13 protein-coding genes are annotated in these 15,260 nt (G+C 69.7%); all 13 read left to right on the plus strand.

The genetic code is table 11. The annotated features are described in order from the left end of the window. Positions 1 to 84: 84 nt before the first annotated feature. The 13 genes from otsA (at position 85) to KK097_RS02555 (ending at position 14,756) form a co-directional block, all read left to right on the plus strand. Positions 85 to 1,677: an alpha,alpha-trehalose-phosphate synthase (UDP-forming) gene (gene otsA / locus KK097_RS02495; protein WP_214528302.1), complete on the plus strand. Its 1,593-nt coding sequence runs from the start codon at positions 85 to 87 to the stop codon at positions 1,675 to 1,677. Continuing rightward, the gene (otsB, locus tag KK097_RS02500; protein ID WP_214543592.1) at positions 1,670 to 2,449 is read left to right on the plus strand and encodes a trehalose-phosphatase; all 780 of its coding nucleotides are present in this window, start codon (positions 1,670 to 1,672) and stop codon (positions 2,447 to 2,449) included. The genes otsA and otsB overlap by 8 nt, the downstream gene beginning before the upstream one ends. Positions 2,450 to 2,519: 70 nt before the next feature. Further along, positions 2,520 to 4,214, plus strand: a complete 1,695-nt coding sequence (ilvD, locus tag KK097_RS02505; protein WP_214543593.1) for a dihydroxy-acid dehydratase — start codon at positions 2,520 to 2,522, stop codon at positions 4,212 to 4,214. Between the two features lie 45 nt (positions 4,215 to 4,259). Then, the gene (locus KK097_RS02510; protein WP_027466529.1) at positions 4,260 to 6,083 is read left to right on the plus strand and encodes an acetolactate synthase large subunit; all 1,824 of its coding nucleotides are present in this window, start codon (positions 4,260 to 4,262) and stop codon (positions 6,081 to 6,083) included. Beyond that, positions 6,080 to 6,580, plus strand: coding sequence for an acetolactate synthase small subunit (gene ilvN / locus KK097_RS02515; RefSeq protein ID WP_017888842.1), 501 nt, complete (start codon positions 6,080 to 6,082; stop codon positions 6,578 to 6,580). Before KK097_RS02510 ends, ilvN begins: the two co-directional genes overlap by 4 nt. 71 nt (positions 6,581 to 6,651) lie before the next feature. Beyond that, positions 6,652 to 7,677 (plus strand): ketol-acid reductoisomerase, encoded by a 1,026-nt coding sequence (gene ilvC / locus KK097_RS02520; RefSeq protein WP_214543594.1) that lies wholly within the window; start codon positions 6,652 to 6,654, stop codon positions 7,675 to 7,677. A gap of 210 nt (positions 7,678 to 7,887) precedes the next feature. Next, the gene (locus tag KK097_RS02525) at positions 7,888 to 9,078 is read left to right on the plus strand and encodes a mannitol-1-phosphate 5-dehydrogenase (RefSeq protein ID WP_214528299.1); all 1,191 of its coding nucleotides are present in this window, start codon (positions 7,888 to 7,890) and stop codon (positions 9,076 to 9,078) included. A 73-nt stretch (positions 9,079 to 9,151) separates the two neighbouring features. Further along, positions 9,152 to 9,616 carry a hypothetical protein gene (locus tag KK097_RS02530; RefSeq protein ID WP_214528298.1) on the plus strand — a complete coding sequence of 155 codons (465 nt, stop codon included), beginning with the start codon at positions 9,152 to 9,154 and terminating at the stop codon, positions 9,614 to 9,616. Then, positions 9,613 to 9,996, plus strand: coding sequence for a hypothetical protein (locus KK097_RS02535; RefSeq protein WP_214528297.1), 384 nt, complete (start codon positions 9,613 to 9,615; stop codon positions 9,994 to 9,996). Before KK097_RS02530 ends, KK097_RS02535 begins: the two co-directional genes overlap by 4 nt. A 157-nt stretch (positions 9,997 to 10,153) precedes the next feature. Further along, on the plus strand, positions 10,154 to 11,743 hold the full coding sequence (gene serA / locus KK097_RS02540; protein ID WP_214543595.1) for a phosphoglycerate dehydrogenase: 1,590 nt from the start codon (positions 10,154 to 10,156) through the stop codon (positions 11,741 to 11,743). Between the two features lie 13 nt (positions 11,744 to 11,756). Then, positions 11,757 to 12,830, plus strand: a complete 1,074-nt coding sequence (locus KK097_RS02545) for a 3-isopropylmalate dehydrogenase (RefSeq protein WP_214543596.1) — start codon at positions 11,757 to 11,759, stop codon at positions 12,828 to 12,830. Between the two features lie 15 nt (positions 12,831 to 12,845). Beyond that, the gene (locus KK097_RS02550) at positions 12,846 to 13,955 is read left to right on the plus strand and encodes a branched-chain amino acid aminotransferase (RefSeq protein ID WP_214543597.1); all 1,110 of its coding nucleotides are present in this window, start codon (positions 12,846 to 12,848) and stop codon (positions 13,953 to 13,955) included. 30 nt (positions 13,956 to 13,985) lie between these two features. Then, positions 13,986 to 14,756, plus strand: coding sequence for a fumarylacetoacetate hydrolase family protein (locus tag KK097_RS02555; protein ID WP_214528293.1), 771 nt, complete (start codon positions 13,986 to 13,988; stop codon positions 14,754 to 14,756). Positions 14,757 to 15,260 lie beyond the last annotated feature (504 nt).

Raw genomic sequence — 15,260 nt, forward strand, 5'->3', positions numbered from 1 at the left:
CGGCCGTCGCACCCGACGGACCGACGCACCCGCGCACCCGACGCACCCGGCCTCCGCCGGGCGGAACGGAGATCACACCACCCCATGCCTGCAGACCGCACCGAACAGACCCGCTACTCGTTCGTCGTCGCCTCCAACCGTCTCCCGGTGGACCGCGTCGTCGACCAGGACGGCAACGAGGGCTGGCGGCACTCGCCCGGTGGCCTCGTCACCGCCCTCGAACCCGTGATGCGCGCGAACGACGGAGCCTGGGTCGGCTGGGTGGGGCAGCCCGAGGTCGAGGTGGAACCGTTCGACAACGAGGGCATCCACATCGTCCCCGTGCCGCTCTCCGACGACGACGTCGAGGAGTACTACGAGGGCTTCAGCAACGACACCCTCTGGCCGCTGTACCACGACGTCATCGAGCACCCGAGCTACCACCGCGACTGGTGGAACGCGTACAAGCGGGTCAACGAGCGGTTCGCCGAGCAGATCGCCGAGATCGTCGAGCAGGACGGCATCGTCTGGGTGCAGGACTACCAGCTGCAGCTCGTGCCGGCGCTCCTCCGTGCGAAGCGTCCCGACCTGACCATCGGCTTCTTCAACCACATCCCGTTCCCGCCGGTCGGCATCTACGCGCAGCTGCCGTGGCGTGCGCAGATCCTCGACGGGCTGCTCGGTGCGGACGTGATCGGCTTCCAGCGGCACGACGACGCGAGCGACTTCCTCCGCGCGGTCCGCCACATCAAGGGCTACACGACCAAGGGCACCACGATCGACGTCCCGGTGGACGACCCGGCAGCGCCGCGGAGCCGCAAGGGCATCACGGTCCGGCACGTCGAGGCCCGCCACTTCCCGATCTCCATCGACGCCGAGAGCTTCGAGGCGATCGCCCACAAGCCCGAGGTGCAGGAACGCGCGCGGGAGATCCGCGAGAGCCTCGGCAACCCGAAGACCGTCCTGCTCGGCGTCGACCGGCTCGACTACACCAAGGGCATCCGGCACCGCATCAAGGCGTTCGGTGAGCTCATCGAGGACGGGCGGATCGCCGTCGAGGACGCCGCCCTCGTCCAGGTCGCCAGCCCGAGCCGCGAGCGTGTCGACTCGTACGCCACGCTCCGCGACGAGATCGAGCTGAGCGTCGGCCGCATCAACGGCGACCTCGGTGTCATCGGCCACCAGCCGATCTCGTACCTGCACCACGGCTACCCGCGCGAGGAGATGGTGGCGCTGTACCTGGCCGCCGACATCATGCTCGTGACGGCACTGCGCGACGGCATGAACCTCGTCGCGAAGGAGTACGTCGCCGCCCGCTTCGACAACGACGGCGTGCTGATCCTGTCCGAGTTCGCCGGAGCCGCCGACGAGCTCAAGCAGGCCGTGATCGTCAACCCGCACGACATCGGGGCGCTCAAGGACAGCATCCAGCGCGCCATCGAGATGCCGCGCCGTGAGCGCTCGACGCGCATGCGCGCGCTCCGCAAGCGCGTGAAGGACAACGACGTGGCGCGCTGGTCGCGCTCGTTCCTCGAGGCGCTCGACCGCCACGCGCCGCGGAACGCCCAGATCGACCCGTCCGCCGCGGATCCCCGCGAGACGCACCGCGAAGCGCAGACCGACAACATGTCGATCTTCGACCAGGACGCCCAGTCCGCGCGTGCCGCCGAGGACACCCGGGAGGACCGCGATGCGTGACGAGACGACGACCGGTGACCTCGATGCGGCCCTCGAGACGCTCGCGGCTGCGCCGCGACTGATCGTCGCGCTCGACTTCGACGGCACGCTGGCACCCTTCGCCGACGACCCGTCAGAGGTCGGGGCACTGCCCGGCTCGTGGGCCGCGGTCCTGACACTGCACCGCGCGAAGGACACCGAGGTCGTGCTCGTCTCCGGGCGCCCCCTCGGCAGCCTCGCCGCGGTCACGCACGCGCCGGACGAGATGGCGCTGGTCGGTTCGCACGGCGTCGAGTGGCGTGTCGACGGCCACGCCGAGGCCGCGCTGACCCCCGACGAGCTCGAGCGCGTCGCACGCATCGGCGCGGCGCTCGACGCGGTCGGCGAGCGGTACCCCGGTGTCGTCATCGAGCACAAGCCCGCCGGGCACGGCGTGCACACCCGTCGGGTCTCCGCCGAGGTCGCGGCCGAGGCGAACGCGGCGGCGAGCCGCGCGGCGCACGATGCCGACCCCGAGGTGCTCGAGCGCGGCGGCAAGGACATCGTCGAGTTCGCCGTGCGGCACGTCACGAAGGGGGACGCCATCGCCCGGCTGCGCGAGCTGCACGGCGCCGACGCGGTCTTCTTCGCCGGTGACGACGTCACCGACGAGGACGGCTTCCGCGTACTCCGTGACGGCGACGTCGGTGTGAAGGTCGGTCCGGGCCAGACGCGGGCCGGCTACCGGACCGACGACCCCGCGGCCCTGACCGGCGTCCTGAAGCAGCTCGCGAGGCTCCGCGCCACCCGCTGAACACGGGCCACGAGCATGAGAATGCATGGGGGTGCGCAGCTGGTATCCCAAAGCGTCCTAGACTCATCCCATGCCTGATATCGACGTCAAGCCGCGCAGCCGGGTCGTCACCGACGGGATCGAAGCAACCACCTCGCGTGGCATGCTGCGGGCCGTCGGTATGGGAGACGAGGACTGGAGCAAGCCGCAGATCGGCATCGCGTCCTCGTGGAACGAGATCACGCCGTGCAACCTCTCGCTCGACCGCCTCGCGCAGGGTGCGAAGGAGGGTGTGCACTCCGGTGGCGGCTACCCGCTGCAGTTCGGCACCATCTCCGTCTCGGACGGCATCTCGATGGGGCACGAGGGCATGCACTTCTCCCTCGTCTCGCGTGAGGTCATCGCGGACAGCGTCGAGACCGTCGTCAACGCCGAGCGCCTCGACGGCACCGTCCTGCTCGCCGGCTGTGACAAGTCGCTCCCCGGCATGCTGATGGCCGCCGCGCGCCTCGACCTGGCGAGTGTCTTCCTCTACGCGGGTTCGGTCATGCCGGGCTACGTGAAGCAGGCCGACGGCACGATGAAGGAAGTCACGATCATCGACTCCTTCGAGGGCGTCGGCGCCTGCAAGGCCGGCACCATGAGCGAGGAAGAGCTCAAGAAGATCGAGTGCGCCATCGTCCCGGGCGAGGGCGCCTGCGGTGGCATGTACACGGCGAACACGATGGCCTCGGTCGCCGAGGCCCTCGGCATGTCGCTGCCGGGCTCTGCGGCCCCGCCGAGTGCCGACCGCCGTCGTGACTACTACGCGCACCGCTCCGGCGAGGCCGTGGTGAACATGCTCGAGCACGGTATCACCGCGCGCCAGATCCTCACGAAGGAAGCCTTCGAGAACGCGATCGCCGTCGCGATGGCGCTCGGCGGCTCGACCAACGTCATCCTGCACCTGCTCGCCATCGCCTACGAGGCCGAGGTCGAGCTGTCGCTGGACGACTTCAACCGCATCGGCTCGAAGGTCCCGCACCTCGCCGACATGAAGCCCTTCGGCAAGTACGTCATGGTCGACGTCGACCGCAACGGCGGCATCCCGGTCATCATGAAGGCGCTGCTCGACGCGGGCCTGCTGCACGGCGACTGCATGACCGTGACGGGCAAGACCGTCGCCGAGAACCTGGCCGAGATCGACCCGCCGGCACTCGACGGCGAGGTCTTCCGGACGCTCGACAACCCGATCCACACCACCGGTGGCCTGACCGTCCTGCAGGGCTCCTTCGCCCCCGAGGGCGCCGTGGTGAAGACCGCGGGCTTCGACGCCTCCGTCTTCGAGGGCCCCGCCCGCGTGTTCGACCGCGAACGTGCGGCGATGGACGCCCTGACCGAGGGACGCATCCAGAAGGGCGACGTCGTCGTCATCCGCTACGAGGGCCCCAAGGGCGGCCCGGGCATGCGCGAGATGCTCGCCATCACCGCAGCCATCAAGGGCGCGGGCCTCGGCAAGGATGTACTACTCTTGACCGACGGTCGATTCTCAGGCGGCACAACCGGCCTGTGCATCGGCCACATCGCACCGGAAGCAGTGGACGCAGGTCCAGTCGCTTTCGTTCGTGATGGCGACCGCATCCGTGTCGACATCGCGGCTCGCTCGCTCGACCTACTGGTCGACCCGGCCGAGCTGGAGGCCCGCCGAGAAGGCTGGGCCCCGCTGCCCCCGCGCTACACCCGCGGAGTCCTCGCGAAGTACGCCAAGCTCGTCAAGTCCGCCGCCCAGGGCGCGGTCACGGGCTAGCGTCCGACACCCGCACCACCGCCACCACTCAGGCAAGGACCACTCATGCCCACGGAAGCAACGCCGTTGTCCGCGGCCGCCGGTGCACGCCGGTCGCCGGAGATCCTGACCGGCTCGGGAGCCGTCCTCCGGACGCTCGAGCACCTCGGGATCACCGACGTCTTCGGCCTGCCGGGCGGAGCCATCATCCCGTTCTACGACGAGCTGATGGCGTCCACCACGATCCGTCACATCCTCGTCCGTCACGAGCAGGGCGCCGGCCACGCCGCCGAGGGCTACGCCTCCTCGTCCGGCAAGGTCGGCGTCGCCATCGCCACGTCGGGCCCCGGCGCGACGAACCTCGTGACCGCCATCGCCGACGCCTACATGGACTCGGTGCCGTTCATCGCGATCACCGGCCAGGTGTTCTCGACGCTGATGGGCACCGACGCGTTCCAGGAAGCCGACATCGTCGGCATCACGATGCCGATCACGAAGCACTCGTTCCTGGTGACCGACCCGGCCGACGTGCCGGCGACCCTCGCGGCGGCGCACCTCATCGCGACGACCGGCAGGCCCGGTCCCGTGCTGGTGGACATCACGAAGGACGCCCAGCAGAAGTCGGCGCCCTACGTGTGGCCGCCCAAGATCGACCTGCCCGGCTACCGCCCGGTCACCAAGGCGCACGGCAAGCAGATCACCGCGGCCGCGCAGCTGCTGTCCGAGTCGAAGCGTCCGGTGCTCTACGTCGGCGGCGGCGTCATCCGCTCCCGTGCGACCGCCGAGCTGCTCCGCTTCGCCGAGGCCACGGGCGCGCCGGTCGTCACGACCCTGATGGCGCGCGGCGCGTTCCCGGACTCGCACCCGCAGCACCTCGGCATGCCCGGCATGCACGGCACGGTGCCGGCGGTGCTCGGCCTGCAGGACAGCGACCTCATCGTCGCCCTCGGGGCCCGCTTCGACGACCGCGTGACCGGCAAGGCGGACGAGTTCGCGCCGGACGCCAAGGTCGTGCACGTCGACATCGACCCGGCCGAGATCTCGAAGATCCGCTTCGCCGACGTCCCGATCGTCGGCGACGCCCGCGAGGTCCTGGTCGACCTGCTCGACGCCTGGGGCGGCATCGCCGTCGAGGACCGAGCGTCGACCGACGAGTGGTGGGCGAAGCTCCACCAGCTCAAGACCGACTTCCCGCTCGGGTACGCCGAGCCGACCGACGGACTCCTCGCGCCCCAGGGCATCATCAAGCGCATCGGTGAGCTCTCCGGTCCCGAGGCCGTCTACGCCTCCGGTGTCGGCCAGCACCAGATGTGGTCTGCGCAGTTCATCAAGTACGAGCGGCCCAACGCCTGGCTCAACTCCGGTGGCGCCGGCACGATGGGCTACTCGGTCCCCGCGGCGATGGGTGCGAAGGTCGCCCAGCCGGACCGCGTGGTCTGGGCGATCGACGGCGACGGCTGCTTCCAGATGACGAACCAGGAGCTCGCGACCTGCGTCATCAACGACATCCCGATCAAGGTCGCGATCATCAACAACTCGTCGCTCGGCATGGTCCGGCAGTGGCAGACGCTGTTCTACGACGGCCGGCACTCCTTCACCGACCTCGAGACGGGGCACGCCTCGCGCCGTGTGCCGGACTTCGTGAAGCTGGCCGATGCGTACGGTGCCCTCGGCATCCGCGTCGAGAAGGCCGACGAGGTCGACGCCGCGATCGAGCTCGCCCTCGCGACCAACGACCGCCCGGTGGTGATCGACTTCGTCGTGAGCCGTGACTCGATGGTCTGGCCGATGGTCCCGCAGGGCGTCAGCAACTCGTCCATCGAGTACGCCCAGGCACTCGCGCCCACCTGGGACGACGAGGACGCCGACATGACGGGAGAAACCGCATGAGCCACGTCCTCTCCCTCCTCGTGGAGGACAAGCCCGGTCTGCTGACCCGTGTCGCCGGGCTGTTCGCCCGGCGCGGGTTCAACATCGAGTCGCTCGCCGTCGGCAACACCGAGGTGGACGGCCTCAGCCGGATCACGGTCGTCGTCGACGTCGAGGACCTCCCGCTGGAACAGGTGACGAAGCAGCTCAACAAGCTGGTGAACGTCATCAAGATCGTCGAACTGGACTTCTCGCAGTCGGTCCAGCGCGAGCACATGCTCGTGAAGGTGCGCGTCGACAACCAGACGCGCTCGGCGGTGCTCGAAGCAGTGAACCTGTTCCGTGCCCAGGTCGTCGACGTGGCGACCGACTCCCTGATCGTCGAGGTGACCGGCGACCCCGGCAAGATCCAGGCGATCCTCCGCGTGCTCGAGCCCTACGGCGTCAAGGAGCTCGCCCGCGCGGGACTCCTCGGCATGGGCCGCGGACCGAAGAGCATCACCGACCGGGTGCGCTGAGCACCCGCCACACCCTTCCCGGGCGCCGATGGTGCCCGGCACCGACCCCAGAACCAAGGAGACACACCCTCGTGACTGACATCGTGTACGACGCCGACGCCGACCTGACGCTCATCCAGGGCAAGAAGGTCGCCGTCATCGGCTACGGCTCGCAGGGCCACGCCCACGCACTCAACCTCCGTGACTCGGGTGTCGAGGTGAAGATCGGCCTGCAGGAGGGCTCGAAGAGCCGCCAGAAGGCCGAAGAGGCGGGCTTCGAGGTCCACACGCCGGGCGACGCCACCGCGTGGGCCGACGTCGTCGTCATCCTCGCGCCGGACCAGGTCCAGCGCATCGTCTACGCCGAGGACATCCGTCCGCACCTCAAGCCGGGCGCGACGCTCGTCTTCGGCCACGGCTTCAACATCCGCTTCGGCTACATCGAGGCGCCCGAGGGCGTCGACGTGTCGCTCGTCGCGCCGAAGGGCCCGGGGCACACCGTCCGCCGCGAGTACGAGGCCGGCCGTGGCGTCCCCGTGATCGTCGCGGTCGAGGTCGACGCTTCCGGTTCCGCCTGGGACCTCGCGTGGTCGTACTCGAAGGCCATCGGCGGCCTGCGCTCCGGCGGCATCAAGACAACCTTCACCGAGGAGACCGAGACCGACCTGTTCGGTGAGCAGGCCGTCCTCTGCGGTGGCACGTCGCAGCTCATCCAGTACGGCTTCGAGACCCTGGTCGAGGCGGGCTACCAGCCGCAGATCGCCTACTTCGAGGTCCTGCACGAGCTCAAGCTCATCGTCGACCTCATCTGGGAGGGCGGCCTCACCAAGCAGCGCTGGTCGATCTCCGACACCGCCGAGTTCGGTGACTACGTCTCCGGCCCGCGCGTGATCTCGCCGGACGTCAAGGAGAACATGAAGGCGGTGCTCGCGGACATCCAGAACGGTGCCTTCGCGAAGCGCTTCATCGAGGACCAGGACGCAGGCGCACCCGAGTTCAAGGCGCTCCGCGCCAAGGGCGAGGGCCACCCGATCGAGGCCACCGGCCGTGAGCTCCGCGCGCTCTTCGCGTGGAAGCAGAACGACGGCGACTACGTGGACGGCTCCGCCGCGCGGTAGTCTTCCGAGAACCACTCGATGACGAGGCGGCGGTGCACTGTGCACCGCCGCCTCGCGATGTGACCCGAACGTTATGCAGCAGCTCTCCTCCAGCCCCGACGCCGCGGACAGGCGTCCCTCCGCCGTGCGCCCGGACGATTCCCGACACGCGTCGGCCGTGCCGCGCACCCGCGGTCAGGACCGCCCCGACCAGCATGGGATGATCGTCGGATGGCGGTGACGAAGCGAGCGGTCCACATCGGCGCCGGCAAGATCGGGCGCGGGTTCGTGGGCCAGTTCCTCGTGGCGAGCGGCTACGAGCTCACCTTCGTCGACGTCGACGAGCGCGTGGTCTCCGCCCTCAACGAAGCCGGCCGGTTCGTCGTGCACGAGGTCGGCGAGAGGCCGGTCGAGAACCTCGTCCACGGGTTCCGTGCGCTGAACAGCAAGACCGACCGAGAGCGTGTGGTCCAGGCCATCGCCGCGGCCGACGTCGTGACCACCGCGGTGGGCGCCCGCACGCTCCCGCTCGTCGCGCCGCTCATCGCCGAGGGGCTCGCGGCACGTCCGCTCGAGCGCGGCGACGTCACGATCGTCGCCTGCGAGAACGCCTTCAACGCGACCGACTCCCTGCACGCCAGCATCCGCCGCGCCCCGATCCTCGAGGACCGCGACATCGCCGCCGTCTTCGCGAACTGCGCGATCGACCGCATCGTGCCGGACCAGTCCGGCGTGCTCGGCCAGTCCGGTGGACTCGACGTGGTGCTCGAGCCGTTCTACGAGTGGGTCATCGAGCGCACCCCGTTCCTGGGGTCCGACGCCGAGCCGCCGACGATCGAGGGCGTCACCTGGGTCGACGACCTGCAGCCGTTCGTCGAGCGCAAGCTCTACACGGTGAACACCGCGCACGCGACCGCCGCCTACCACGGGTACGTGCGGGGCATCCGGCTCATCCGTGAAGCACTCGAGGACGACGCCGTCCGCGCCGAGGTCGACGGCGTCCTCGCCGAGACGACGGCGCTGCTGATCGCGAAGCACGGGTTCGACCCCGCGGACCACGCGCGCTACGTCGCCGCGAACCTCTCCCGCATCGCGAACCCGCACCTGCCGGACTCCACGGCACGCGTCGGGCGCAACCCGCTCCGCAAACTCGGTCGGCGCGAGCGCTTCGTCGGCCCGGCGTCGCAGCTCGCCGAGCGGGGCCTGCCCGTCGAGCACCTGCTCGGCGCGGTCCGCGTGGCGCTCGCCTTCGACGACGAGAACGACCCGGAGTCGATCGAGCTGCACGCGCTCCTGCGTTCCGGTGCGACCGCGCACGCGCTCACCGAGATCCTCACCGGCCTGATGGAGAGCCACCCGCTCTTCCCGGCCGTCCGCGACGTCGTCGCCGAGGTCCTCGCGACGCAGCCCGCCGACGCCTGACGAACGCCGAAGCAGGCCCCTCGCCGACGACGGTTGGTCCCGCGGCAGGCTCGTCCCTCGTAGAATCGGGGGCATGACCACGGCAGCATCCCCACCAGACGGGTCGACCGACCCGGACGTGCCGAACGCCGTCGACACCGACGACGCCGCCCTCAGCTGGGGGGACGCCGACGACGCCACCCACGTCGACGCGGCGCACAACCCGGTGGCGGTGCGTGACCGCGGAGCGCGCGACCCCGAGGCACCCGAGACCTCCGGCGCGCTGGTCGGGTTCGGCGTCTTCGGCGGCCTCTACCTGCTCTACACGGTGGCCTGGCTCCTCACCGCGTCGACCGCGTACGTCTCCGGCGTCGACACGGTCCTCACGCTCTTCGTCGAGGTGCTCCGTTTCCTCGCGATCCTCGCGCCCGCCCTCTGGTTCACCGTGGTGCTCTGGGCAGCCCGCGGCAGCCGGACCCGCACCCGACTGCTCTGGATGCTCCTCGGCGCCGTCGTGCTGTTCCCGTGGCCGTTCCTCCTGACCCGGAGCTTCGGGTGACCGGGGCCGTGCCGGCGACGACCCGCCGGAACACCGCCCCCGTCGTCGCGAAGATCGTGGTCTGGGCCGTGTTCGCGGTCCTGTTCGCCTACATGACGGTGCAGGCCGTCGGCAACCTGACGCAGATCACCCAGCGGGTGGACGCCTTCAACGCGTTCCTCGAGACGACCTCGGGTGGCGACTCGCTGCAGACCAGCACACCGTGGCTGTGGCTCGTGCTCGACATCCTGATCGCGCCGGTCGCGTTCGTCGCGGCGATCGCCATCACCCGGCGTGCGAGCCTGCCCGTCACGATCGCGGTGTTCGTGGTCGCCTTTGCGGGCGCCGGCGCCCTCTGGCTCGACCTCCAGCTGTACGTCCCGACGCTGCTGGACTTCTGACGCGACCCGCCGACGGCCAGGAGGCACGGTGCGGCCCCGCCCCGCCCCTGCCGTCCGTCGTGTGGTTCTCCACAGGACCGCTCCCGCGGTCGTCACCACCGGCCCGCGTCGATAGCATGGTGGGATACCAACCGTCTCGAGTGAGGAAACAGCTGCTGTGTCGAAGCCGGTCGTCCTGATCGCCGAAGAACTCTCGCCCGCAACGGTCGACGCCCTCGGGCCCGACTTCGAGATCCGGAACGTGGACGGCACCGACCGTCCGGCGCTCCTGGCGGCGCTGTCCGACGCGCACGCTGTCCTCGTGCGGTCCGCCACCAAGATCGACGCCGAGGCGATCGCCGCGGCACCGTCCCTCAAGGTCGTCGCCCGTGCCGGCGTCGGCCTCGACAACGTCGACATCAAGGCGGCGACGACCGCCGGCGTGATGGTGGTGAACGCCCCGACCTCGAACATCATCTCGGCGGCGGAGCTCACGGTCGGGCACATCCTGTCGCTCGCGCGGCACATCCCGGCCGCCCACGCCTCGCTGGCCGCCGGTGCGTGGAAGCGCTCGTCGTACACCGGTGTCGAGCTCTACGAGAAGACCGTCGGCATCATCGGCCTCGGCCGCATCGGCGCGCTCATCACCCAGCGGCTGCAGGCGTTCGGGGTCTCCGTCATCGCCTACGACCCGTACGTCACCACTGCGCGGGCGCAGCAGCTCGGGGTCGAGCTCGTCTCCCTCGACGATCTGCTGCGTCGGGCGGACTTCACCACGATCCACATGCCGAGGACGCCGGAGACCCTCGGCATGATCTCGGACGCCCAGTTCGCGCTCATGAAGCCGACCGCGTTCGTCGTCAACGTCGCTCGCGGTGGCCTGATCGACGAGGACGCCCTGCACCGGGCGCTGACCTCGAACACCATCGCCGGTGCGGGCCTCGACGTCTTCGTGTCCGAGCCCCCGAAGGACTCGCCGCTCCTGGCGCTCCCGAACGTCGTGGTGACGCCGCACCTCGGTGCCTCCACCGACGAAGCGCAGGAGAAGGCGGGCGTCTCGGTCGCCAAGTCGGTCCGTCTCGCCCTCGGCGGCGAGCTCGTGCCCGACGCCGTGAACGTCGCGGGCGGTGTCATCGACCCGTACGTGCGCCCCGGGATCCCGCTCGTCGAGAAGCTCGGTCAGGTCTTCACCGCCCTCGCGACGTCGCCGGTCACGAGCATCGACGTCGAGGTGCACGGCGAGCTCGCCGAGTACGACGTCAGCGTCCTCAAGCTCGCGGCGCTCAAGGGCGTCTTCACCGACGTCGTCAGCGACCAGGTCTCCTACGTCAACGCACCGCTCATCGCGGAGCAGCGCGGGGTCACCGTCCGCCTGATCACCGAGACCGACAGCCCGGAGTACCGCAACGTGCTCACGATCCGCGGTGCCCAGTCGGACGGCCCGGCGATCAGCGTCTCCGGCACGCTCACCGGCCCGAAGCAGGTCGAGAAGCTCGTCGAGATCAACGGGCACGACGTCGAGGTGCCGCTCGACCGGCACCACGTCGTGATGGAGTACACCGACCGTCCGGGGATCGTGGCGGTCTACGGCAAGGAGTTCGGCCAGGCCGGCATCAACATCGCCGCGATGCAGATCTCGCGCGAAGCCGCCGGCGGGCAGGCGCTCAGCGTCCTGACGGTCGACTCGCCCGTCCCGGCCGAGATCCTCGAGCACGTCCGCTCCGCGATCGACGCCTCCTCGCTCCGCGAGATCGACATCACGCTGTAGGGGAGTGGCGGACATGAGCAGTGCGCAGACGATCCGACTCGCGGTCATCCGCGGCGACGGCATCGGTCCCGAGGTCGTCGACGAGGCACTGAAGGTGCTGCACGCCGTGCTGCCCGACGACCTCGTGGTCGAGGAGACCCCGTTCTCCCTCGGCGCCGCACGGTACCTGGAGACCGGCGACATCCTCACGGACGACGACATGGCGGCCATCGCCGAGCACGACGCGATCCTGCTCGGTGCGGTGGGGGGCGACCCGCGCGACCCGCGCCTGGCGGGCGGCATCATCGAGCGCGGGCTGCTCCTCAAGCTCCGCTTCGCCTTCGACCACTACGTGAACCTGCGGCCGACGACGGTCCACCCGGCCGTCGCGACGCCGCTCGCCGACCCCGGCGAGGTCGACTTCGTCGTTGTGCGTGAAGGCACCGAGGGGCCGTACGTCGGCAACGGCGGTGCCATCCGCACCGGGACTCCGCAGGAGATCGCGACCGAGGTCTCGCTGAACACCGCGTTCGGCGTGGAGCGGGTCGTGCGGTACGCCTTTGACCTGGCGCACCGTCGCCCGCGCAGGCACCTCACCCTCGTGCACAAGAGCAACGTCCTGGTGCACGCCGGGGCCCTCTGGCAGCGCACCGTCGCGGCCGTCGGCGCCGAGTACCCGGACGTCACGGTCGACTACCAGCACGTGGACGCGGTCACCATCCACATGGTCCGCGACCCCGCTCGTTTCGACGTCATCGTCACCGACAACCTGTTCGGCGACATCATCACCGACCTGGCCGGCGCGATCAGCGGCGGCATCGGTCTGGCGGCCTCGGGCAACATCAACCCGGACGGCACCTTCCCCAGCATGTTCGAGCCGGTCCACGGTTCCGCGCCGGACATCGCAGGTCAGCAGTTGGCTGACCCCACTGCCGCGATCCTGTCCGTCGCCCTGTTGCTCGACCACCTCGGTCGCGGTGACTTGGCGGCGGCGGTGACCGGCGCAGTGGAGTCCGACCTCGCCGATCGGGGCACCACTCCGCGTCGCACGGCCGAGATCGGCGACGCGATCGCCGCCGCGGCCACGGCACGCACCACCACCGCCTGAGAAGGAGCCCTCCCCATGAGCACCGACACCGCCTTCGGACTCGAGTTCGCCAGCACCCCGTCAGCCGATCGCCGGGCCGCTGCGGAGCGCGAGCAGATCCTGGCCGACCCGGGCTTCGGCAAGCACTTCACCGACCACATGGCCACGGTCGAGTGGACGCTCGACGACGGCTGGCACAGCGCGTCGATCCACCCGTACGGGCCGCTGTCCCTCGACCCGAGCGCGAGTGTCCTGCACTACGCCCAGGAGATCTTCGAGGGGCTCAAGGCCTACCGGCACGCCGACGGCTCGGTGTGGTCGTTCCGACCGGACGCCAACGCTCGGCGGTTCCAGCGGTCCGCCCGACGGCTCGCGCTCCCGGAGCTCCCGGTCGAGGCGTTCGTCGAGTCGATCCGGCAGCTCGTGCAGACCGACGTCGACTGGGTGCCCTCGGCGCCCGAGACCAGCCTGTACCTGCGGCCGTTCATGATCGCGACCGAGTCCTTCCTCGGGGTCCGCGCCGCACAGGCCGTTGCGTACCACTGCATCGCGAGCCCGGCCGGTGCGTACTTCACGTCCGGCCCCAAACCGGTGTCGATCTGGCTGTCGACGCAGTACGCCCGTGCCGGCAAGGGCGGGACCGGTGCGGCGAAGACCGGCGGCAACTACGCCTCGTCGCTGCTGCCCCAGCAGGAGGCCTACGAGCACGGCTGCCAGCAGGTCATGTTCCTCGACTCGGTGGAGGGCAGGTACCTCGAAGAGCTCGGCGGCATGAACGTCGTCCTGGTCAAGTCCGACGGCACCCTCGTCACGCCCGACTCCGACTCGATCCTCGAGGGGATCACGCGTGACTCGATCCTGCAGCTGGCCGAGGACCGCGGTCTGACCGTCGAGAAGCGCCGGGTGACCCTCGACGAGTGGCGTGACGGCGTCGCCGACGGCTCGATCACCGAGGCCTTCGCGTGCGGAACCGCCGCCGTGGTGACGCCGATCGCCGAACTCCGGGGCGAGGGCTTCACCATCGGCTCGCCGACCGTGGGGGCGGGGGAGCTCACGATGTCCCTGCGCGACGAGCTCACCGACATCCAGTACGGCCGTCGTCCCGACCCCCACGGGTGGATGACCAAGCTGACCGACGCGTCCTGATCGACCGGCGGGCGTGGGTAGGGTCGAACAGTGAAGATCGCACGGTTCAGCAGCAAGGGTGAAGACCCCCGGTACGGCATCCTCGACGAGCGGCACCTGGTGGTGCTCGCCGGAGACCCGATGTATCAGGGGTTCGAGACCACGGGGGAGCGGGTCGCACTCGCCGACGCCAAGCTCCTCGCCCCCGTCATCCCGCGGTCGAAGGTCATCGGCGTCGGGCTCAACTACTCCGAGCACGCCTCCGAGATGGACGAGCGTGCCGGCGACGACCCGGTGGTGTTCCTCAAGCCGAACACCTCGGTGATCGGTCCCGACGAACCCATCCGGCTGCCCGCCGACATCGGCCGCGTCGACCACGAGGGCGAACTCGCCATCGTGATCGGCTCGCTCGCGAAGAACGTCCGGCGAGAGGACTTCGCGAGCGTCATCCTCGGGTACACGATCGCGAACGACGTGACGGCCCGTGACCTGCAGGCGCGTGACGGCCAGTGGACCCGGGCGAAGGGCTTCGACACGTTCTGCCCGCTCGGCCCCGTGATCGAGACGGAGATCGACCCGTCGGACATCCGGCTCGAGACGCGCGTTGACGGCGACCTCCGTCAGGCGGCGTCGACGAACGAGATGGTGCACGACATCCCGTCGCTCGTCGAGTTCGTCTCCTCGATCTGGACCCTCCTGCCCGGCGACGTCATCCTGACCGGGACCCCGGCCGGCGTCGGGCAGATCCGGGACGGCGAGATCGTCGAGGTCACCATCTCCGGCATCGGCACGCTCAAGAACCCGGTCATCGCCCGGCACTGACAGCGGCCACGAACGGCCCGTTCCCCGGTGGGGAGCGGGCCGTTCGTCGTTGCCGGGCGCGAGTGCTCCCGGTGCCGCTGCAAGCGACACGCCCGGGATGTGGGCCGGCTTGGCGCTGCCGTTCACCTCTGCGTAAAGTAATCACTCGTTGCCGCTGAGGCGGAGAACGGAACGGCCGAGACGATCACCGGGTTGAACACCTGGAGATGCAGTCCGGACGGGGTCCCGCTCAGGCAACGTCCTCCTGAAGAAGTCGAAGTGATTCGACGTGTCCGATGGTGGAACAAGACGAATGCCTCTCTGGCGGAGCCCCTTGTGGGTCGAGCGGGGAGTGCGTCTGGTCCTTGAGAACTCAACAGCGTGCACATTGTCAATGCCAATTTATTGATTGACCTCGTGCCTGGTCGGCTTGCTGACCGGGTCATGAAGCAATTCCTTTTGGATTGAAGATTGTCAGTAGACAGTCAACAGTCAGAATCAACTCGGTCTGATGCCTTCGGGTGT

The sequence above is a fragment of the Curtobacterium flaccumfaciens genome (assembly GCF_018598405.1).
Lineage (GTDB): Bacteria > Actinomycetota > Actinomycetes > Actinomycetales > Microbacteriaceae > Curtobacterium > Curtobacterium aurantiacum.